This window comes from Bradyrhizobium sp. 147 (assembly GCF_023073935.1).
Classification (GTDB): Bacteria; Pseudomonadota; Alphaproteobacteria; order Rhizobiales; family Xanthobacteraceae; genus Bradyrhizobium.
The window spans coordinates 15,449-36,702 of the sequence record NZ_JADPKL010000010.1 but is presented as its reverse complement, the minus strand read 5'-3'; the positions used below and the strand labels follow the sequence as shown (position 1 = coordinate 36,702).

At 64.5% G+C, this 21,254-nt stretch carries 19 protein-coding genes; 7 read left to right on the top strand and 12 right to left on the bottom strand.

The features are described from left to right. Positions 1 to 59 precede the first annotated feature (59 nt). Entirely contained in the window at positions 60 to 1,025 is a 966-nt protein-coding gene (locus IVA87_RS02470; protein WP_247332648.1) for a tyrosine recombinase XerC, read from the top strand. Between the two features lie 83 nt (positions 1,026 to 1,108). Then, positions 1,109 to 1,699 (top strand): DUF4337 domain-containing protein, encoded by a 591-nt coding sequence (locus IVA87_RS02465; protein WP_247300018.1) that lies wholly within the window; start codon positions 1,109 to 1,111, stop codon positions 1,697 to 1,699. A 123-nt stretch (positions 1,700 to 1,822) separates the two neighbouring features. Here the strand turns inward: IVA87_RS02465 and IVA87_RS02460 are convergent, their stop codons facing one another. From IVA87_RS02460 to zapE, 10 genes are all read right to left on the bottom strand, one after another. Next, positions 1,823 to 2,353, bottom strand: coding sequence for a hypothetical protein (locus tag IVA87_RS02460; RefSeq protein WP_247300017.1), 531 nt, complete (start codon positions 2,351 to 2,353; stop codon positions 1,823 to 1,825). 34 nt (positions 2,354 to 2,387) lie between these two features. Next, a complete protein-coding gene (lpdA, locus tag IVA87_RS02455) occupies positions 2,388 to 3,788 on the bottom strand; it encodes a dihydrolipoyl dehydrogenase (RefSeq protein WP_247300015.1) in 1,401 nt (466 codons plus the stop codon). Positions 3,789 to 3,826: 38 nt separating this feature from the next. Then, positions 3,827 to 4,576, bottom strand: a complete 750-nt coding sequence (locus IVA87_RS02450; RefSeq protein WP_247300013.1) for an SDR family oxidoreductase — start codon at positions 4,574 to 4,576, stop codon at positions 3,827 to 3,829. Between the two features lie 64 nt (positions 4,577 to 4,640). Further along, positions 4,641 to 5,885 carry a 2-oxoglutarate dehydrogenase complex dihydrolipoyllysine-residue succinyltransferase gene (gene odhB / locus IVA87_RS02445; protein ID WP_247300011.1) on the bottom strand — a complete coding sequence of 415 codons (1,245 nt, stop codon included), beginning with the start codon at positions 5,883 to 5,885 and terminating at the stop codon, positions 4,641 to 4,643. Positions 5,886 to 6,062: 177 nt separating this feature from the next. Then, positions 6,063 to 9,020, bottom strand: coding sequence for a 2-oxoglutarate dehydrogenase E1 component (locus tag IVA87_RS02440; protein WP_247300009.1), 2,958 nt, complete (start codon positions 9,018 to 9,020; stop codon positions 6,063 to 6,065). A gap of 136 nt (positions 9,021 to 9,156) precedes the next feature. Next, positions 9,157 to 10,041: a succinate--CoA ligase subunit alpha gene (gene sucD / locus IVA87_RS02435; protein WP_247332645.1), complete on the bottom strand. Its 885-nt coding sequence runs from the start codon at positions 10,039 to 10,041 to the stop codon at positions 9,157 to 9,159. A 33-nt stretch (positions 10,042 to 10,074) separates the two neighbouring features. Continuing rightward, on the bottom strand, positions 10,075 to 10,554 hold the full coding sequence (locus IVA87_RS02430; RefSeq protein WP_247300004.1) for a DUF1579 family protein: 480 nt from the start codon (positions 10,552 to 10,554) through the stop codon (positions 10,075 to 10,077). A 4-nt stretch (positions 10,555 to 10,558) separates the two neighbouring features. Further along, a complete protein-coding gene (gene sucC, locus IVA87_RS02425) occupies positions 10,559 to 11,755 on the bottom strand; it encodes an ADP-forming succinate--CoA ligase subunit beta (RefSeq protein ID WP_247300003.1) in 1,197 nt (398 codons plus the stop codon). 210 nt (positions 11,756 to 11,965) lie between these two features. Next, on the bottom strand, positions 11,966 to 12,934 hold the full coding sequence (gene mdh, locus IVA87_RS02420; RefSeq protein WP_247300001.1) for a malate dehydrogenase: 969 nt from the start codon (positions 12,932 to 12,934) through the stop codon (positions 11,966 to 11,968). A gap of 264 nt (positions 12,935 to 13,198) precedes the next feature. After that, positions 13,199 to 14,383, bottom strand: coding sequence for a cell division protein ZapE (zapE, locus tag IVA87_RS02415; protein WP_247332644.1), 1,185 nt, complete (start codon positions 14,381 to 14,383; stop codon positions 13,199 to 13,201). 184 nt (positions 14,384 to 14,567) lie between these two features. Between zapE and IVA87_RS02410 the strand changes: the two genes are divergently transcribed. Both IVA87_RS02410 and IVA87_RS02405 read left to right on the top strand, forming a co-directional pair. Beyond that, positions 14,568 to 14,822 carry a type II toxin-antitoxin system VapB family antitoxin gene (locus IVA87_RS02410; RefSeq protein ID WP_247299997.1) on the top strand — a complete coding sequence of 85 codons (255 nt, stop codon included), beginning with the start codon at positions 14,568 to 14,570 and terminating at the stop codon, positions 14,820 to 14,822. Next, on the top strand, positions 14,822 to 15,226 hold the full coding sequence (locus tag IVA87_RS02405) for a type II toxin-antitoxin system VapC family toxin (protein ID WP_247332643.1): 405 nt from the start codon (positions 14,822 to 14,824) through the stop codon (positions 15,224 to 15,226). Before IVA87_RS02410 ends, IVA87_RS02405 begins: the two co-directional genes overlap by 1 nt. A 31-nt stretch (positions 15,227 to 15,257) precedes the next feature. Here IVA87_RS02405 and thpR read toward each other — a convergent pair whose 3' ends face one another. Together thpR and IVA87_RS02395 are read right to left on the bottom strand one after the other, a co-directional pair. Beyond that, complete coding sequence (gene thpR / locus IVA87_RS02400; RefSeq protein WP_091893084.1) at positions 15,258 to 15,794, bottom strand: RNA 2',3'-cyclic phosphodiesterase; 537 nt, start codon at positions 15,792 to 15,794, stop codon at positions 15,258 to 15,260. A 175-nt stretch (positions 15,795 to 15,969) separates the two neighbouring features. Then, positions 15,970 to 16,605 (bottom strand): arylesterase, encoded by a 636-nt coding sequence (locus tag IVA87_RS02395; protein ID WP_247332652.1) that lies wholly within the window; start codon positions 16,603 to 16,605, stop codon positions 15,970 to 15,972. A 55-nt stretch (positions 16,606 to 16,660) separates the two neighbouring features. On the opposite strand from IVA87_RS02395, the gene IVA87_RS02390 reads away from it, so the two are divergent. The 3 genes from IVA87_RS02390 to IVA87_RS02380 all read left to right on the top strand — a co-directional run bounded on the left by IVA87_RS02390 (position 16,661) and on the right by IVA87_RS02380 (position 21,011). Beyond that, on the top strand, positions 16,661 to 17,383 hold the full coding sequence (locus tag IVA87_RS02390; RefSeq protein WP_247299993.1) for an ABC transporter ATP-binding protein: 723 nt from the start codon (positions 16,661 to 16,663) through the stop codon (positions 17,381 to 17,383). Beyond that, positions 17,380 to 19,950 carry an FtsX-like permease family protein gene (locus IVA87_RS02385; protein ID WP_247332642.1) on the top strand — a complete coding sequence of 857 codons (2,571 nt, stop codon included), beginning with the start codon at positions 17,380 to 17,382 and terminating at the stop codon, positions 19,948 to 19,950. The genes IVA87_RS02390 and IVA87_RS02385 overlap by 4 nt, the downstream gene beginning before the upstream one ends. A 269-nt stretch (positions 19,951 to 20,219) precedes the next feature. After that, positions 20,220 to 21,011: a Bax inhibitor-1/YccA family protein gene (locus IVA87_RS02380; protein ID WP_247281250.1), complete on the top strand. Its 792-nt coding sequence runs from the start codon at positions 20,220 to 20,222 to the stop codon at positions 21,009 to 21,011. Positions 21,012 to 21,254 lie beyond the last annotated feature (243 nt).

Sequence of the window (21,254 nt, the reverse complement as noted above, 5' to 3'; positions counted from 1 at the left end):
TAGCGAACGATAAACGGGTGTGATGCGATATACTTACGGAATCACCACGTCCAGAGTGCATGAGCAAAGCGGCCGCCCCACCCATCGAACTCGCCAGCGCGGATCCCTCAATCGTGCAGGAGATGGCGCGCTGGCTGTCGCATCTCGGCGCCGAGCGGCGGCTGTCGCCGAAGACGCTGGAGGCCTATGGCCGCGACTTGCGGCAATGCCTGGATTTCCTCTGCTCCCATTGGGGCGAGCGCGTCACGCTTGAGCGCTTCGCCGCGCTGGAAGCCACTGATGTGCGCGCCTTCATGGCGATGCGCAGAGCCGACGATATTGCCGGTCGCTCGCTGATGCGCGCGCTCGCAGGCCTGCGCTCGTTCGGCCGCTTCCTCGAGCGCGAAGGCAAGGGCAAGGTCGGCGCGCTATCCGCGATCCGCGCGCCGAAGGTCGCAAAAAGCCTGCCAAAGCCGCTGCCGATGGCGTCGGCCAAACGGCTTGCGGATGCCGACGAGCGCGCCGGCGAGGAACGCGAGACCTGGATTCTGGCGCGCGATGCTGCGGTGATGGCGCTGCTGTATGGCTCGGGTCTGCGCATCTCCGAGGCGCTCGGCCTGAAGCGCCGCGAGGTGCCGCGACCGGGCGAGGGCGACGTGCTCGTCGTCACCGGTAAAGGCAACAAGACCCGCATGGTGCCGGTGCTGCAAAACGTGCTCGCGCTGGTGCAGGAATACGTTGCGATGTGCCCGTATCCGCTGCCCGCCGAGGGCCCGATCTTCGTCGGCGCGCGCGGCGGGCCCTTGAGCCCGCGCATCATCCAGCTCGCGATGGAGCGGCTGCGCGGCGCGCTCGGCCTGCCCGACAGCGCCACCCCGCATGCGCTCCGCCATTCCTTCGCCACGCATTTGCTCTCGCGCGGCGGCGATCTGCGCGCGATTCAGGAATTGCTCGGCCATTCCTCGCTCTCGACCACACAGGTGTATACCGGCATCGATTCCGAGCGGCTGCTCGAAGTCTATGGCAGCGCGCATCCGCGGCGCTGACACACTGACGTCATAACGTGCTTGCCTCTTGCGCGGCGCACGCGGTTCGGTCAATCGTGGGGAACCGAGGCAGGAGGGACATCATGAGCGCACATGAAAGCATGGAGCATGCCGAGCACGCTGAACACGCGTCCGGCTCGAACAAGAAGATCGCGCTCCTGATCGCGGTTCTGGCGCTGTTCCTGGCGATCTCGGAAACGCTGGGCAAGGGGGCCCAGACCGAATCGATCAGCAAGAACGTCGAGGCCGCCAATCTCTGGGCGTTCTTCCAGGCCAAGAGCATCCGCCGCACCGTGGTGGTGACCGCGGCAGAACAGGGCAAGCTGACGCTGGGTGGCACGACCGACGAGGCCATGAAGGCGACGGTGCAGAAACAGGTCGACGACTGGACCAAGACCGCGCAGCGCTACCGCTCCGAGCCCGAGACCGGCGAGGGCACCGAGCAACTCGCCGAGAAGGCCAAGCATGCCGAGCACGATCGCGACGAGGCGACCGCGAAGTACCATCATTTCGAGCTGGCCTCGGCCGCCTTCCAGATCGGCATCGTGCTGGCCTCAGCCACCATCATCACCGGCATGTTCGCGCTCGCCTATGTCAGTGGCGTGCTGACGATTGCCGGCCTGGTCATGACCGCGCTCGGCCTGTGGTGGCCGCATCTGTTGCATTTGCATTGAGCGCGGCGCGTGACGACGGCGCCGCGAATCCGTCGCCACATTCCGCTGTCATGCCCCGGCTTGCCGCCTTCGCGGGCTATGACAGTGAATATGTGGAGATGACACCGGATATGAGGCGAGCAGCTACCGCGCTTCGTGCACGCTCTTGCGGAAGCGCTGGATCAGGCGGAGCGTGCGGGAGGACCATCCCTCGCCGTTGCCGGTGATCAGCTCGCGGATCCGCCGCTTGACCGGGTCGACCAGCGCGGCGGCCTTGGCGCGCACCTTCAGCACCAGCTCGTAGAGCCGCTCGAACCAGTGCATCTCCAACAGTTTGGCGCGCGTCACGTCGAACACGAAAGCGGTGACGCCGAGGCCAAGCATCTTCGCGAACACGATGGTGAACACCGCGCTGGTCCAGTATTCGTGCGCGAGCAGCCACAGCCCGACCAGCTTGAGCGGAAACAGCGGGATGATCGGGACCGCAAACACGATCAGCGTCATGGCCGGCGATAGCGCATCGACGCGCTCCGTCAGCCATTGCTTGAAGCGCGCGAGCGGGATCGCCGCGACGATTTTTGCAACGATCGGCTCGAGATGGTCCCACAGCCAGGCTTCGATCAGGAAGACGATCGCAAGCAGGACCCAGACCGGTTGAAGAAGGCGGCGCAGCATGTGTTGTCCCGCCCGATTCGGTTCGGGCCTTGGACTACATATGGATGGCCCGCTTGCCGACCGCAAGCGCGGCTTCCTTGACCGCTTCCGAGCGGGTCGGGTGGGCGTGGCAGGTGCGGGCGAGATCCTCCGCACTGCCACCAAACTCCATGAGAACGCAGGCTTCATGGATCATTTCGCCGGCTTCGCGGCCGATAATGTGCACGCCGAGCACGCGATCGGTCTTCGCATCTGCGAGAATCTTCACAAAGCCGTCAGTGGTCTGGTTGACCTTGGAGCGGCCGTTGGCGGTAAAGGGAAACTTGCCGACGGTATAGGCGACGCCGGCCTGCTTCAGCTCCTCCTCGGTCTTGCCGACGGAGGATACTTCCGGCGTGGTATACACGACGCCCGGAATGACGTCGTAGTTCACGTGGCCGGCCTGGCCCGCAATGATCTCTGCGACCGCGACGCCTTCATCCTCGGCCTTGTGCGCGAGCATCGGGCCTGCCACCACGTCGCCGATGGCGTAGACGCCCCTCAGGCTGGTGGCGAAATGCGGATCGATCTGGACGCGGCCGCGTGCGTCGAGCGCGACACCGGCTTCCTTCAGGCCGAGCCCGTCGGTGTAGGGCGTGCGGCCGATGCAGACCAGAACGACATCGGCCTCGATGGTCTCGGCGGCACCGCCGCCAGCCGGTTCGATTTTCGCGAGCAATGCCTTGCTGTTGGCTTCGACGCCGGTGACCTTCGAACCCAGCTTGAATGCAAATCCCTGCTTTTCAAGGATCCGCTGGAATTGCCGGGCGACCTCGCCGTCCATGCCGGGCAGAATGCGATCGAGGAATTCGACCACCATGACTTCGGACCCAAGCCGGCGCCACACAGAGCCAAGTTCGAGCCCGATCACGCCCGCGCCAATAACCAGCAATCTGCCGGGTACCTTGTCCAGCGACAGCGCGCCGGTCGAGGACACGATGCGCTTCTCGTCGATCTCGATGCCCTTGAGACGCGCGATGTCCGAGCCGGTGGCGATCACGATGTTCTTGGTCTCGACCACTTGCGACTTGCCGTCGGCGGAGACTTCGACCTTGCCGGTGCCGAGGATCTTGCCGGCGCCTTTGAGCACGTCGATCTTGTTCTTCTTCATCAGGAACTCGACGCCCTTGACGTTGCCGTCGATGCCCTGCTGCTTGAAGTTCATCATCGCCGGCAAATCGAGCTTCGGCGCGGGAACGCTCACGCCCATTTTCGCGAAGGAATGGCCGGCTTCCTCGAACATCTCGGACGCGTGCAGCAGCGCCTTCGAGGGCATGCAGCCGACATTGAGGCAGGTGCCGCCGAGGGTAGCGTTCTTTTCGACCACGGCGACTTTCATGCCGAGCTGGGCTGCGCGCACCGCGCAGACATATCCGCCCGGTCCGGTGCCGATGACGACGAGATCGTAGGTAGCCATGAGAGAAAGTCCCGTAGGTTTAGCGTGATGAGGATGTGTCAGCGCCCGCCGGACACATCGAGAATGGCGGAGGTGACGTAGGAGGCCTCGTCCGAGATCAGCCAGACGATGGCGTTGGCGATTTCCTCGGCGGTGCCGACGCGCTTCATCGGCACCAGATGGGCCAGGCGATGGGCGCGGTCGGGCTCGCCGCCGGCAGCGTGGATTTCGGTGTCGATCAGGCCGGGGCGGATCGCGGCGACGCGGATGCCTTCGCCTGCGACCTCATAGCCGAGGCCGACGGTGAAGGAATCGACCGCGCCCTTGGACGCGGCGTAATCGACATAGGTGTTGGGTGCGCCGAGCTTGGCAGCCACCGATGACAGGTTGACGATGACGCCGCCCTTGCCGCCGTGCCTGGTCGACATCCGCTTCACCGCCTCGCGCGCGCAGAGAATGGAGCCGGTGACGTTCACGGCCATCACGCGCTGGATGCGTTCGGCCGACATCTCGTCGACGCGCACGCCGCTCTTGCCGACGATGCCGCCATTGTTGACGAGCGCGCCCAGCGCGCCGAACTTGTCGGCTTGCTTGAACAGTTCGAGGATGTCGCTTTCCTCCGCGACATCGCATTTCACGGCGATGGCACTGCCGTTACCAGCCTCGATCTGCGCGACCACCTCGTCCGCGGCAATCTTGTTGCTGGCATAGCCGACCACGACGCGAAAGCCGCGCGCGGCCGCCGCAAGCGCGGTCGCCCGCCCGATGCCGCGGCTGCCGCCGGTAATGACAACGACTTTATCCGTCACGCGCGCCTCCATGGTTCGACACGCGCCGCCGCGAATGGCGACGGCGCTCGCAGAGCAACGGCAATCAGAGATCGAGCACCAGGCGTGCCGGATCTTCCAGGCTCTCCTTGACGCGGACCAGGAAGGTCACGGCTTCCTTGCCGTCGATGACGCGGTGATCGTAGGACAGCGCCAGATACATCATCGGGCGGACCTCGATCTTGCCGCCGACGACCATCGGTCGCTCCTGGATCTTGTGCATGCCCAAGATGCCGGATTGCGGCGCGTTCAGGATCGGGGTCGACATCAGCGAGCCGTAGATGCCGCCATTGGTGATGGTGAAGGTGCCGCCCTGCATCTCGTCGATCTTGAGCTGGCCGTCGCGGGCACGGCGGCCGAAATCGGCGATGCTCTTCTCGATATCGGAGATCGACTTGTGGTCGCAGTCGCGCACCACGGGCACGACGAGACCCTTGTCGGTGCCGACGGCGACGCCGATGTGGTAGTAGTTCTTGTAGATCAGGTCGGTGCCGTCGATCTCGGCGTTGACGGCCGGAATGTCCTTCAGCGCCTGCACGACGGCTTTGGTGAAGAAGCCCATGAAGCCGAGCTTGGCACCATGCTTCTTCTCGAACGCATCCTTGTAATGGGCACGCAGCGCCATGACGTTGGTCATGTCGACCTCGTTGAAGGTCGTGAGCATGGCGGCGGTGTTCTGCACGTCCTTGAGGCGGCGCGCGATGGTCTGACGCAGGCGGGTCATCTTGACGCGCTCTTCGCGGGCGGCGTCATCGGCCGGCGACGGTGCGCGCACCTGCACGGCAGCGGCGGGCTGGTTGACCGGGGTCGGCGCGGACGCCGCACGCTCGATCGCGGCGAGCATATCGCCCTTGGTGACGCGGCCGTCCTTGCCGGAGCCCGGAACGGTCGAGGCATCGATGCCGGTCTCGGCCGACAGCTTGCGCACCGAGGGGGCGAGCGGCGCATCGGCCGGCGGCGCTTTCGCGGCCGAGGCTGCTGCAGGAGCGGCGGCAGCGGCCGCAGGAGCAGCAGCGGCGGGCTTGGCGGCAGCAGCAGCCGGCTTTGCAGCGGCTGCGCCTTCCGTGATCTGGCCGAGCAGCGCGCCGACCGCAACAGTCGCGCCATCGGCGGCAATGATCTCGCTCAGCGTGCCGGCGGACGGCGCCGGGACCTCGATGGTGACCTTGTCGGTCTCGAGCTCCACCAAGGGCTCGTCCACGGCGACGGGGTCGCCGGCCTTCTTGAACCAGCGGCCGATGGTGGCCTCGGTGACGGATTCGCCGAGCGTCGGCACACGAATTTCAGTCATGGTCTTTTCCTTAAGGAGATCGCCAATGCGGTCATAAGTGCGGATGTCATCGCCTGCGAAAAGCAAGCCATCCAGCAAACCGGGCGTACGTATGCTGCACGGACGACACGGCGTACTGGATGCCCCACCCCAGTACGCGGTCGCGCACGAGGCGGGGCATGACACAGTTCAAGAAGTTCAGCTCAGTGCTTCGTCCAGGAACGCCTTCAGCTGCGCCTGATGTTTGGACATCAGACCCGTGGCGGTCGCAGCCGAGGCGGCGCGACCGACATAACGCGGACGCCGGCTCGCGCCGTTCACCTGGTTCAGCACCCATTCCAGATAGGGCTCGATGAAGTGCCAGGCACCCATGTTGCGGGGCTCTTCCTGGCACCAGATCACTTCGGCCTTCTTGAAGCGGGACAGCTCGGCCACCAGCGCCTTCAGCGGCACCGGATAGAGCTGCTCGACGCGCATCAGATAGATGTCGTCGATGCCGCGCTTCTCGCGCTCCTCATAGAGGTCGTAATAGACCTTGCCGGAGCAGAGCACGATGCGGCGGATCTTCTCGTCAGGGACGAGCTTGATCGCCTCGTTGGGCAGCATCTGGGCGTCATCATAAAGGATACGGTGGAAGGTCGTGCCTTTCGCCAGCTCCTCGAGACGCGACACCGCCCGCTTGTGGCGCAGCAGCGATTTCGGCGTCATCATGATCAGCGGCTTGCGGATCTCGCGGTGGAGCTGGCGCCGCAGCACGTGGAAGTAGTTCGCCGGCGTGGTCGGGTAGACCACCTGCATGTTGTCTTCGGCGCACATCTGCAAATAACGCTCGAGACGTGCCGAGGAGTGCTCCGGTCCCTGGCCCTCATAGCCGTGCGGCAAGAGGCAGACGAGACCGGACATGCGCAGCCATTTGCGCTCGCCCGAGGAGATGAACTGGTCGAATACGACCTGCGCGCCGTTGGCGAAGTCGCCGAACTGGGCTTCCCACAGCGTCAGCGTGTTCGGCTCGGCGAGCGAATAGCCGTATTCGAAGCCGAGCACGGCCTCTTCAGACAGCAGCGAGTTGATGACCTCGTAATGGCCCTGCTCGCTGCCGAGATGGTTGAACGGCGTGTAGCGGCTCTCGTCTTCCTGGTCGATCAGGACGGAGTGACGCTGCGAGAACGTGCCGCGCTCGGAATCCTGTCCGGACAGGCGGACGTGATGGTTTTCCTGAAGCAGCGTGCAGAACGCCAGCGCCTCGCCGGTCGCCCAGTCGATACCGACGCCGTTCTCGATCGCCTTGGCGCGATTTTCCAGAAAACGCTGGATGGTGCGGTGGACCCGGAAGCCGTCCGGCACCTTGGTGATCTTCCGGCCGATGTCTTTGAGGATCGGCAGGTCGACGCCGGTGACGCCGCGGCGCGCATCCTCTTCCTGGTCGGCGATCTTGAAGCCTGCCCATTTGCCGTCGAGCCAGTCGGCCTTGTTCGGCTTGTAGGAGGTGCCCGCCTCGAACTCGGCATCAAGCCGGGCGCGCCAGTCGGCCTTGGCCTTGTCGACCTCGCCCTCGGTGATCACGCCTTCGCTGATCAGACGCCGCGAGTAGAGCTCCAGCGTCGAGGGATGGGCGGCAATCCTCTTGTACATCACCGGCTGGGTGAAGGCTGGCTCATCGCCCTCGTTATGGCCATGCCTGCGGTAGCAGAACATGTCGATAACGACGGGCTTGTGGAATTTCTGCCGGAACTCGGTAGCAACTTTAGCCGCGAACACGACGGCTTCGGGATCGTCGCCGTTCACGTGGAAGATCGGCGCGTCGATCATCTTCGCCACATCGGACGGATAGGGCGACGAGCGCGAGTAACGCGGATAGGTGGTGAAGCCGATCTGGTTGTTGACGATGAAGTGCACGGAGCCGCCGGTGCGGTAGCCCTTCAGGTCCGACAGACCGAAGCATTCGGCAACGACACCTTGGCCAGCGAACGCCGCGTCGCCGTGCATCAGCAGCGGCATGACGGAAATGCGCATATCCGGCGGATCGCCGTGCTGGTCCTGCTTGGCGCGGACCTTGCCGAGTACGACGGGATCGACGATCTCGAGATGCGAGGGGTTCGCTGTCAGCGACAGGTGGATACGGTTGCCGTCGAACTCGCGGTCCGAGGAGGCGCCGAGGTGATACTTGACGTCCCCGGAGCCTTCGACTGCATCGGGATTGGCCGAGCCGCCCTTGAATTCGTGGAACAGTGCCCGGTGCGGCTTGCCCATGACCTGGGTCAGCACGTTGAGGCGGCCGCGATGCGGCATGCCCAGCACGATCTCCTTCACGCCAAGATTGCCGCCACGCTTGATGATCTGCTCCAGTGCGGGAATCAGCGATTCACCGCCGTCGAGGCCGAAGCGCTTGGTGCCGGTGAACTTGGTGTCACAGAATTTCTCGAAGCCTTCGGCTTCGATCAGCTTCATCAGGATGGCGCGACGACCTTCGCGGGTGAACGAGATCTCCTTGTCCGGCCCCTCGATGCGCTCCTGGATCCAGGCCTTCTGCGCGGCATTGCTGATGTGCATGAACTCGACACCGAGGGTCTGGCAGTAGGTGCGCTCGCAGATCGCGGTGATCTCGCGCAGCGTGCCGTATTCGAGACCGAGCACGTGATCGAGGAAGATCTTGCGGTCGAAATCGGCTTCGCTGAAGCCGTAGGTGCGCGGGTCGAGCTCTTCGCGGTTGCGCGGGGCTTCGATGCCGAGCGGATCGAGCTTGGCATGGAAGTGGCCGCGCATGCGGTAGGAGCGGATCAGCATCAGGGCGCGGACGGAGTCGCGCGTGGCCTGGAGCAGGTCGGCGGAAGACAGGCCGCCCCCCTTGGCCTGCGCCTTGGCGGCGATCTTGTTGCCGACCGACTTCTCGACCTCGGCCCAGTTGCCGTCGAGAGCGGAGGTCAGCTCGTCCTGCGGGGTCAGCGGCCAGTTGGCGCGCTCCCAGGAAGGACCTTCGGCGTTCTTGCTGATGTCGCCGGGCTGGTCATTCAGGCTCTTGAAGAACTCCTGCCACTCGGGGTCGACCGAGGACGGATCCTTCTGGTAGCGGGCGTAGATTTCGTCGATGTAGGTGGCGTTGGTGCCCTGCAAAAAGGATGAGAGGGCAAAGGCTGCGTTCGCGTCCTGGCGAGACATACTGGAGTTCCTGGCGATTTCGGTTCGCGCATAACAAACGGCGCTGGCGCCGAGCTCCCGGCAGAGGCTCGGCGCGACAGGCACCCTTTACCCTATTTGCTGCGAAACTTCGCCCGGAAAAATACGAAGAAGTGAATTAGCCCTTCAACTTTTCGGCAAGCGTATGACCGAGACGTGCGGGCGAGGGAGAGACCACGATTCCGGCCGATTTCATCGCTTCGGTCTTGGAACCGGCGTCGCCCTTGCCGCCCGAGATGATCGCGCCGGCGTGACCCATCCGGCGGCCGGGAGGTGCGGTGACACCGGCAATGAAGCCGACCATCGGCTTCTTGCGCCCGCGCTTGGCCTCGTCCTTGAGGAACTGGGCGGCGTCCTCCTCGGCGGAACCGCCGATCTCGCCGATCATGATGATCGACTCGGTCTTGGGATCGGCGAGCAGCATTTCCAGCACGTCGATGAACTCGGTTCCCTTGACCGGGTCGCCGCCGATGCCGACAGCAGTGGTCTGGCCGAGGCCTTCCTGGGAGGTCTGGAACACGGCTTCATAGGTCAAGGTGCCGGAGCGGGAGACGATGCCGACGCTGCCGGTCTTGAAGATGTTGGCCGGCATGATGCCGATCTTGCACTCGCCCGCGGTCATGACGCCCGGGCAGTTCGGCCCGATCAGGCGCGACTTGGAACCGATCAGCGAGCGCTTCACCCGCACCATGTCCACGACCGGAATGCCTTCGGTGATGCAGACGATCAGCGGAATCTCGGCATCGATAGCTTCGCAGATCGCGTCGGCCGCGCCCGGCGGGGGCACGTAGATCACCGACGCGTCGGCGCCGGTCTTCTCACGCGCCTCGCGCACGGTGTCGAACACCGGCAGGCCCAGATGCGTCGCGCCGCCTTTACCCGGCGAGGTGCCGCCGACCATCTTGGTGCCATAGGCAATCGCGGCCTCGGAATGGAAGGTGCCGTTCTTGCCGGTAAAGCCCTGGCAGATGACCTTGGTGTTCTTGTCGATCAGGATGGACATGAGGTCTGCTTTCGCGAACTAACGAGTGAGAGGTCAGTGGATGCGGCGGTAGACGCCGGTGAGCACGTCGGCCCAGCCTTCCGCGTCCGGCGAGAACTGGATCTTCAACGAATAGGAATTGTCGTCGATGATCTCGTAGACGTGGCGCGCATTGCCGCGGAGCGAGCCGCGTACCAGCGTCAGGGTCTTGCCGACCCAACCGCCGGAGGCGGGCGAGGGCGGCGTGTAGCCGAGCGAGTCGTACCAGAACAGTTTGTAGGTCCGATCGTCGCGGTCGTAGGTGAAGATGCCGTGAGTGGCGAAGATCTGCTTGCCGTCGCGCATCTGGACCGAGTCCTGGATCAGATAGAACCCGTTGAGCTCCAAGCGCGCGACAACGTGAGAGGTGGCCGGTCCGCCCTCCGTCCAGCGCGACGGGAAGACCATCTCTTCACCATCCCATTCGCCGGCAAACGCGGCGAGGCGCGCGTGCTCGGGGAGCGGAGATGATGCGGCGAGATGGTCCTGGGCCATGGCCTTAGCCTCCCTTGACGGCCTTCACGATCTTCTGCGCGGCGTCGTCGAGATTGTCGGCCGGCACCACGTTCAGGCCGGATTCACGGATGATCTTCTTGCCGAGCTCGACATTGGTGCCTTCGAGGCGCACCACCAGCGGCACGCTGAGACCGACCTCGCGGACGGCGGCCGTGACGCCCTCGGCGATCACGTCGCACTTCATGATGCCGCCGAAGATGTTGACCAGGATGCCCTTCACGTTGGGATCCGCAGTGATGATCTTGAAGGCGGCGGCGACCTTCTCTTTGCTGGCGCTGCCGCCGACGTCGAGGAAGTTGGCCGGCGACATGCCGTAAAGCTTGATGATGTCCATCGTCGCCATGGCGAGACCGGCGCCGTTGACCATGCAGCCGATGTTGCCGTCGAGGGTGACGTAGTTCAGGTCGTATTTCGACGCCTCGATTTCCTTGGCATCTTCCTCGGTCTCGTCGCGCAGGGCGAGCACCTCAGGATGACGGAACAGCGCGTTGTCGTCGAACGAGACCTTGGCGTCGAGCACACGGAGCTGGCCCTGCTTGGTCACGACCAGCGGGTTGATCTCCAGCATCGACATGTCCTTGGCGACGAAGGCGGCGTAGAGCTGCGCGGTGAGCTTTTCGGCCTGCTTGGCGAGATCGCCGGAGAGCTTCAGCGCCTTCGCCACCGTGCGGCCGTGATGGCCCATGACGCCGGTCGCAGGATCGACCGAGAAGGTGACGATCTTCTCAGGGCTGTTGTGCGCGACCTCCTCGATGTTGACGCCGCCCTCGGTCGAGACGACGAAGGAGACGCGCGAGGTCTCGCGATCGACCAGGATCGAGAGGTAGAATTCCTTGTCGATGTCGGAGCCGTCCTCGATGTAGAGGCGGTTGACCTGCTTGCCGGCGGGACCGGTCTGCACGGTCACCAGCGTCGCGCCCAGCATCTGCTTGGCGAATTCGGAGACCTCGGCGGCCGACTTGGCGATGCGGACGCCGCCCTTGTCGCCGGCGCTGGCTTCCTTGAATTTGCCTTTACCGCGGCCGCCGGCATGGATCTGGCTCTTCACGACCCAGACCGGACCCGGCAGCGCCTTGGCGGCGACTTCCGCGTCGGCCGGCTTGAGGACGGGCACGCCCTTGGAAATCGGCACGCCGAACTCATTCAGCAGCGCTTTGGCCTGGTACTCATGGATATTCATATGGTCGCTCCCTGAACCCGCGGGCGGTGACCTCAAGGGCCCACCTCAGTCTTGTGGCTGGCATACCATATACCACAGGAACTGCAACCCGGATTCTTTAGACTTCGAGATCTCTGGACTGCCGAACCGGAAAGCGCGGCACGATGCGCGGGCCCCGGAAATGAAACCGCCGAAGACCGGTTTTCGGACTTCGGCGGGAATTGCCGGCGCTTAGCGGCCGAGAAGATCGGGGGCGATCTTCTTGCAGGCGTCGACCAGGCCCTGCACCGCGCCGACCGACTTGTCGAAGGCCTCGCGGTCCTTGCCGGCGAGCTCGATCTCGACCACGCGCTCGACGCCCTTGGAGCCGATCACGACGGGCACGCCGACATACATGTCCTTCACACTGTACTCGCCGTTCAGGTAGGCGGCGCAGGGCAGCACACGCTTCTTGTCCTTCAGATAGCTCTCGGCCATGGCGATCGCGGACGCCGCCGGCGCGTAGAAGGCCGAACCGGTCTTGAGCAGATTGACGATCTCGGCACCGCCGTTGCGAGTGCGGTCGACGATCTCGTCGAGACGCGCCTGCGAGGTCCAGCCCATCTTGACGAGGTCGGGCAGCGGGATGCCGGCGACGGTGGAGTACTTCACCAGCGGCACCATGGTGTCGCCATGGCCGCCGAGCACGAAGGCGGTGACGTCCTCGACGGAGACGTTGAACTCGTCGGCCAGGAAGTAGCGGAAGCGCGCCGAATCCAGCACGCCGGCCATGCCGACGACCTTCTTGTGCGGCAAGCCCGAGGCCTTCTGCAGCGCCCAGACCATCGCGTCGAGCGGGTTGGTGATGCAGATGACGAAGGCGTCGGGGGCGTACTTCTTGATGCCGGCGCCGACCTGCTCCATGACCTTGAGGTTGATGGAGAGGAGGTCGTCGCGGCTCATGCCGGGCTTGCGCGGCACGCCGGCGGTGACGATGCAGACCTTTGCGTTGTCGAGCGCCTCGTAGGAGTTCGTACCGGTATAATGCGCATCAAAACCGTCGACCGGCGAGGACTGCGCGATGTCGAGCGCCTTGCCCTGCGGCACACCCTCGGCGATGTCGAACATCACGACGTCGCCCAGTTCTTTCAGGCCGATGAGGTGAGCCAGCGTTCCGCCGATCTGACCGGAGCCAATCAAAGCAATCTTGTCGCGCGCCATGTGAGCCTGTCCTTTAGACACGTAAGGAGGGAAAACTGAGACGGGTGGTTATCCCTTTCGCCTCCCCCGTTCAAGTCGGTGGATGCCCAATTGTCGGGCTTGCCGCGATTCCGGCCAGCAGCCTCTAAGCCGTCATTCCGGGGCGCCTGCGCCATTGCACGGGCGAACCCGGAATCTCGAAATTTGTAGCGCGAGATTCCGGGTTCACGCTGGCGCGCGCCCCGGAATGACCGGAGGATAGAAATAGGACTATAAAAATAGGACTTAAGTCTCTACCAGACCCTTGGTCGAGCCGCTGGCGGTGGAATCCTTGCGGCCGTGAGGCAACGCCAGATAGGATTCCGAGCTCATCTCGATCAGGCGTGACGCGGTCCGCTTGAACTCGTTGGCCTCGTTGCCTTCGGTCGCAAGGTACAGCGCGATCGGGTTGGCATCGGCCGAGGCCATCAGCTTCACCGCATTGTCATAGAGCGTGTCGATCAGCGTGATGAAGCGCTTGGCGGCGTTGCGCTGAGAGACGTCCATCACTGGAATATGGTCGACCAGGATGGTGTGATAGTCCTGCGCCAGCCTGAGGTAGTCCGATGCCCCAAGCGGCTTCTCGCAGAGATCGGCGAACGAGAACCGCGCGACGCCATGGGCCGAGCACGGCACGTGCAGCATGCGTCCCTTGATCGAGATGTCGCGCGGCTTGCATCTGGCGCCGCCGCTCATCTTCGACCAGGCGCGGTCGAGCGCAGCATCCGCATCGGCATCTGCCGGTGTCAGCCACATCGGCACGCCCTGAAGCTTCTCCAGGCGGAAATCGGTGCGCGCGTCGAGCCGCGCAACGTCCATGTGATCGGTGATCTGCTTGATGAAGGGCAGGAACAGCGACCGGTTCAGGCCGCCCTTGTAGAGATCGTCGGGCGCGACGTTCGAGGTCGCGACCACGACGGTGCCGAGCTCGAACAATTTTGCGAACAGACGGCCGAGGATCATGGCGTCGGCGATGTCGGTGACGTGGAATTCGTCGAAGCAGAGCAGCCAGCTCTCCTCGAAGATCGCACTCGCGGTCAGCGCGATGACGTCGCCGTCGGCGATCTCGCCGCGCGCGATGCTCTGGCGATAATCGTAGATGCGCTCATGCGCCTCCGCCATGAACTCGTGGAAATGCGCGCGGCGCTTGTGCTCGACCGAGGAATGCTGAAAGAACAGATCCATCAGCATGGTCTTGCCGCGGCCGACCTCGCCATGGATGTAGAGTCCGCGCGGCGCCTCGTCCTTGTCGCTGCTGAACAGGCGGCTGAGCAGACCCTGCTTGCGCGCGGGCTTGTAAGCCGCGAGCCGTTGGTCGAGCGCTGCATAGGCTTCCGCGATTTCGGCCTGCGCGGCATCAGGCTCGATCGCGCCGGAGGCGATCTGGGCTTGATAGGCTTCGCGGAATGAGGAACTGGGGGGCGAGAGCATGGCCCTTTCCGCCAGAGAAGGACGGAAATTGCAACTGCGTATTGCCGCAACGGCTCATGCATTTCCTTCTTTGGCGCAGAGAGCAGTTGCCCGCCCCACGGTCACCGATCGACCCGTCGCAAAGCTCCAATCTTGCCTTCCGTCGAGGTAGAATGTACCTATTCAGGAACCAAGGAACCTCGACATGGCCCTCAGCATCAAGGACCCCGAAACGGAGCAATTGGCGCGGAGTCTCGCGCAATTGACTGGCGAGAACATCACGACCGCGACCAAGCGCGCGATCGAGGAGCGCCTCCGCCGGCTCGGCGGCCAAACTCGCAAGCACGCGCTGCTGGAAGACATGGCGGAGATCAGGCGGCGCTGGCGCGAGATGCGAGTCTTGGACGACCGCACACCTGAGGACATTCTCGGCTACGACGAGCATGGATTGCCACGCTGATGGTAATCGACACATCGGCGATCGTGGCAATCGCACTCGATGAACCCGATGCAGCAGAGATCGAGCAGCAGATCGCAGATGATCCGGTCCGGCTGGTCTCTACCGCAACTGTGCTCGAAACCATGATGGTGATCGAAACGCGGCTGGGTGACGCTGGCGGTCGCGAGTTCGACCTTTGGCTGCTCAAGATCGGCGCCGAGATCGTGCCTGTCGACGCAGAACAAACCGATGCGGCGCGGCGTGCCTGGCGGCGCTACGGAAAGGGGCGTCACGCTGCAGCGCTGAACTATGGTGATTGCTTTTCCTACGCGCTCGCGGTGACCCGCAGCGAGCCGCTACTGTTCAAGGGCGAGGACTTCGCGAAGACCGACGTCGCCCGAGCGGGCGTAGTGCCGCTGCGATAGTGTAATTCCTACGCGCGAACCTCTATCCGACCTACGCACACAGCTCGTAGGCGTCCTCGACGACATACGGGCCGCCGCCGGTGGAGGCGCGGGATGAGAAGAGAACAAAACGCTCAGCCATGAACGCCTTGCTCGGGAAGTAGCCGCGCAGCGAGAGATAGTCGGCAACGTCGCGATCGGAGGCATCGTGCAGCCGGGCCAGCGTGACATGCGGGATGAACTTGCGGCCTTCAGGGTCGAGACCGATCCGCTGCATCATCCGTTCGAGCTCGGCCTGCAATTCCATCAGCGGCTTGCTCGGCGCGATCGTCGCAACGACTGCCCGCGGTTTGCGGCCGCCAAAACTCGTGAGGCCCTGCACCTTCACCTCGAACGGCTTGCGGTCGACGCGAAACAGCATCGAGGCGATCTCGTTGGCGGAGACACCGTCGATATCGCCGATGAAGCGCAAGGTGACGTGATAATTTTCGGGATCGATCCAGCGGGCGCCGGGAAGGCCGCCCCTCAAGTTGGAAAGCGACTGGCCGATCTCGGCCGGAATTTCCAGACCCGTGAACAAACGCGGCATCGTTTCGCACTCCCGATGCTTGGGTACAGCCCTCAAGGCAAGGACGGTATCCAAATTAGAGCCGGCGACGAATCACCGGTACCCTGATTCCTATCGCAGTTGTGTGACTCTGCGAAGCTTGGCCAACCTCACCCCGGTAAAACCCTGGGAATTACGGTTAGCATTGCCTGCTTTTTCAACGCCGTTGCTCAGCGATCGTGCCAATGAATGCCTCCACCGTAGGCATGATCCTGTCGACGATGATGTCGACGCCGCCCGCGGTCGGATGGATGCCGTCGGCTTGGTTGAGCTTGGCGTCGGCGGCGACGGCGTCGAGAAAGAACGGATAGAGCGGCACGTCGAATTTCTTCGCCAGATCCGGATAAATCGAATTGAAGCGCGCGGCATAATCGGCGCCGTAATTAGGCGGCGCCAGCATGCCGCACAGCATCACCGCGATCTTGCGTGCCTTGAGCCGCTGGATGATGTCGCTGAGCGCGGCGCGCGTCAAATCCGGATCGATGCCCCGCAACGCGTCGTTGGCGCCGAGTTCGACGATGACGCCCTCGGTTCCTTCAGGCACCGACCAGTCCAGCCGATCGCGGCCGCCGGAGGAGGTGTCGCCGGACACCCCGGCATTGACCATGTCGACACTTATGCCTTTGGCCTGTAAGGCTTTTTGAAGTTTCGTCGGGAATGCCTCCTGGGCCGGAAGTCCGAGACCAGCGCTCAAGGAATCGCCCAGCACGACGAGCTTGATCGGCTTCTGCCCCTCGGCCGAAGCCGTCGTGACCACCGTCATCAAAGCGAGCACCAACACGGCTATGTGCATGAACAATCCGTAACGCCTCTCGACCGCGCCAGCGGAGTTGCCATATGACCGGACCATGGACACTCGCATCGAAACCTCTTCGCTCGCCGGCACCGCGCCGGACACCATCGCCATCTCCAACGTCAATCTCTCATTGGGCACGGGTGCGGCACGCGTTCACATCCTCAAGGATATCAGCCTGCGTGTGGGCCGCAGCGAAACGATCGGCCTGATCGGCCCGTCAGGCTCGGGCAAATCCACGCTGCTGATGGTGATGGCGGGGCTGGAGCGTCCTGATAGCGGAGAGGTGGTGGTCAATGGTACGCCTTTCAATGCCCTCGACGAGGACGCGCTGGCCCGCTTCCGCGGCCGCCAGGTCGGCATCGTCTTCCAATCCTTCCATCTGATCCCGACCATGACGGCGCTGGAGAACGTTGCGGTGCCGCTCGAGCTCGCCGGCAATCCGGACGCCGCCAGGCGTGCGGCGCAGGAGCTGCAATCGGTCGGGCTCGGCGATCGATTGCATCATTATCCGACGCAGCTTTCCGGCGGCGAGCAGCAGCGCGTTGCGCTCGCGCGCGCGCTGGCGCCCGATCCCGCCATTCTCGTCGCCGACGAGCCGACCGGCAATCTGGATGAGACCACCGGACAGCAGATCGTCGATCTCCTGTTCAGCAAGCATGCCGACCGCGGCATGACGCTGGTGCTGGTCACGCACGATTCCTCGCTCGCGCACCGCTGCGATCGCGTGATCCGCCTGCGCTCCGGGCGCATCGACACGCAGACTGCGCCGGCATGAGCACGGCTGCCGAACCGTTGGCGAGGCCTCATGGCATCGCGCTCTCGCTGCGCTACGCACTGCGCGAATTGCGCGGCGGCCTGCGCGGCTTCTACGTCTTCATCGCCTGCATCGCGCTCGGCGTGATGGCGATCGCCGGCGTCGGCTCGGTCTCGGCGAGCCTCTCCGACGGTCTTGCCCGCGAAGGCCGCACCCTGCTCGGCGGCGACGTTTCGTTCGTGCTGTTCCAGCGCGCGGCCAAGCCGGAAGAAGTCGCCTTCCTGCGCTCGCGCGGCACCGTGTCGACCGCCGCGACCTTGCGCGGCATGGCGCGCTCGACTGACGGCAAGCTGGCGCTGGTCGAGATGAAGGCGGTCGACGACAGCTATCCGATGCTCGGCCAGCTGAAACTTGCGCCGCCGCTGCCGATGTCCGAGCTGCTGGCGATGCGCGACGGCGCGTTCGGCGCTGCCGCCGATCCGACGCTGCTGGCGCGGCTGTCGCTCAAGACCGGCGACCGCGTCACCATCGGCTCGGCGACGTTCGAGATCCGCAGCACCGTTGAGGCGGAGCCGGACAAGCTCGCCGGCGGCATCGGCTTCGGCCCGCGCTTCCTGATCAGCGAGGCGGGCCTGCACGCCACCGGCCTGATCCAGCCGGGCAGCCTGGTTCGCTGGGTCTACCGGGTGAAGCTGCCTGACGCCGCCAACAGCGAACGCGCCACTGAGACTTTCATCACCTTCGCGCGCAATGCCGCGCCGCAGGCCGGCTGGGAGATCCGCAGCCGCTCCAACGCCTCGCCGCAGCTCGAGCGCAACATCAATCGTTTCACCCAATTCCTAACGCTGGTCGGGCTCGCCGCGCTGCTGGTCGGCGGCGTCGGGGTTGCCAATGCCGTGAAGAGTCATGTCGACCGGAAACTCGAGGTGATCGCGGCCTTCAAGGCCGTCGGCGCCACGGGCCGCGACGTGTTCGGCATCTATCTCGCGCAGGTGATCCTGCTCGCTGCGATCGGCTCGGCGATCGGCCTTGCGCTCGGCGCCGCGATGCCCTTCGCCATCGTCGGCCTGTTCGGCAAGCTGTTGCCGCTGCCGGTGGTGCCGGCCGTGCATGCCGACGAGCTCGCGTTGTCCTTCGTCTATGGCCTGCTCACCGCGCTGGCCTTCGGCCTCTGGCCGCTCGGCCGCGTCCACGACGTGCCCGTGGCCGCGCTGTTCCGCGACACCATCAGCTCCGAATGGCACCGGCCGCGCCTGGGCTACCTCGTGTTCATGGGCGTCGTGATCGTCCTGCTCGTTGCCGTCGTGATCGGTCTGTCATTCGACAAGCGCATCGCCGCGGTGTTCGTGGCGTCCTCCGTCGTCGTGTTCGCCCTGCTGCGCGGCATCGCCGCCCTGCTGATGGCGATCGCTCGGCGGCTGCCGCGAACGCAGCTGCCGATGCTGCGGCTCGCGATCGCCAACATCCACCGGCCGGGCGCGCTGACGCCGTCCGTCGTGCTGTCGCTGGGGCTAGGGCTCGCCGTGCTTGTCACCATCACCCAGATCGACGGCAATCTGCGTCGGCAGTTTCTGGCCGCGCTCCCCGATCAGGCGCCATCGTTCTTCTTCATCGACATCCCGAGCGCGCAAGCCGAGCAGTTCGACGGTTATCTGCGGCAGATCGCTCCCGGCGCCAAGGTCGAGGACGTGCCGATGCTACGCGGCCGCATCGTCGGCGCGCGCGGGTTGCGCGCCGAGGAGCTCAAGCCCTCCACCGATTCCGAATGGGTGCTGCAGAGCGACCGTGGCCTGACCTACACCGGCGAGTTGCCAAAGGGTTCCAAGGTGGTCGAGGGCGAATGGTGGAGCGCCGACTATTCCGGCCCGCCGCTGGTCTCGATGGAAAAGAAGATCGCTGACGGTCTTGGCCTCAAGCTCGGCGACGAGGTCGTGGTCAACGTGCTCGGCCGCGATATCCCGGCTAAAATCGGCAATTTGCGCACCATCGACTGGCAGGGGCTCGGTATCAACTTCGTCCTTGTGTTCTCGCCCAACGCCTTCAAGGGCGCGCCGCATACCCATATCGCCACGTTGACCGAAGCCGGCGGCAATGCTGCGGGCGACGGCCAGATCATCAAGCAGGTGGCGGATGCCTATCCGATGGTGACCAGCGTGCGCGTGCGCGAGGTGATGGAGACGGTCGGCTCGGTGGTGACCAACCTGGCGCTGGCGATCCGCGGCGCCAGCGCCGTGACCCTGATCTCGGCGATCCTGGTGCTCGGCGGGGCGCTCGCCGCGGGTCATCGCCACCGGGTCTATGATGCGGTGATCCTGAAGACGCTGGGCGCGACGCGGCTGCGGCTGCTCGGCGCCTATGCACTCGAATACCTCCTGATCGGGCTCGCCACCGCCTTGTTCGGCGTGATCGCCGGCAGCATCGCGGCCTGGATGATCGTGACGCGGCTGATGACGCTGAGTTTCGTCTGGCAGGCCGGCAGTGCGGCCGGCGTGGTCGTAGCCGCGCTCGTCGTCACGGTCGGGCTCGGGCTCGCCGGCACGTTGCTGGCATTGAACAAAAAGCCCGCGACGGTGTTGCGGAATTTGTGACAAAAGGTAGCGGCTGACCGCGCGGGAGCGGAATCGCACGATTCCTGCGGTTAACCACGTCCTCCCGTCAGGATTGTGGCCGAGGGCGACATTCGGCCGCGCGTGGACGGTTGCAGTGAATGTGTTAGTTTCCCACATATCGAGTGGGTTCGGAGCCCCGATTGTGAGCCAGAATTTAGTCGGCTGGCATCGGTATCCGAGATAGAACTGACGAACCGGCGGCATGGCGACCCTCGTGCCGGACCGGACCAACCAACGGGAATTCGACCATGTCGGACCTAGACCGTAACTACGCTTCTCCTTTCGGCAGGGCCGCCGGGCGTGTTGACGCCGCGACGGTCGATGCCGGCCTGCGCGCCTATATGCTGCGCATCTACAATTACATGAGCATTGGCCTGGCCATCACGGGCCTGGCGGCGCTCGGCGTCTACATGGCCGCCGTGACGGACGTCCCGACGCCGGAAGCCGTCCGCGTCGGCAAGCTGTTCCTGACGCCGTTCGGCTACGCGATGTTCGTGAGCCCCCTGAAGTGGCTGTTCATGCTGGCGCCGCTCGCGATGGTGTTCGTGATCTCGGCGGGCATCAACCGTCTGGCACCCTCGACCGCCCAGATCCTGTTCTGGGTATTCTCGGCGCTGATGGGCATCTCGCTGTCGTCGATCTTCCTGGTGTTCACGCACACCTCGATCGTGCGGGTGTTCTTCATCACCGCGGCCACCTTCGGTGCGCTGAGCCTCTACGGCTACACCACCAAGCGTGACCTGACTGGCATGGGCTCGTTCCTGTTCATGGGCCTGATCGGCATCGTCATCGCGAGCCTGGTCAACCTGTTCCTGGCGAGTTCGATGCTGCAGTTCATTGTCTCGGTGGTCGGCGTGCTGGTGTTTGCGGGCCTCACCGCCTGGGATACCCAGCGGCTGAAGAACGACTACATCTACGGCTACGCCTCGGCCGGCGGTGACATCGCGGAGCGTGCGGCCATCACCGGCGCGCTGTCGCTGTACCTGAACTTCATCAACCTGTTCACGCTGCTGTTGCAGCTCCTCGGCCAGCGCGATTAAGCGATAGGCTGAGAGAACGACATCAGCCCCGGCCGAAAGGCCGGGGTTTTTGTTTGGGGCATGATGCCGCCACATACCCGGTGTCATCGCCCGCCAATGGTCTCGCCTTCGGCGAGCCCGATGACGGGCTCCGGCGGGCGATCCAGCATTCCAAAGCGTTCGTGAGAAGCCGAGGGGCCGCGGCGTACTGGATGCCCCGCCCCCGTGCGCAATTGGCACTAGGCGGGGCATGACAGCACGGAG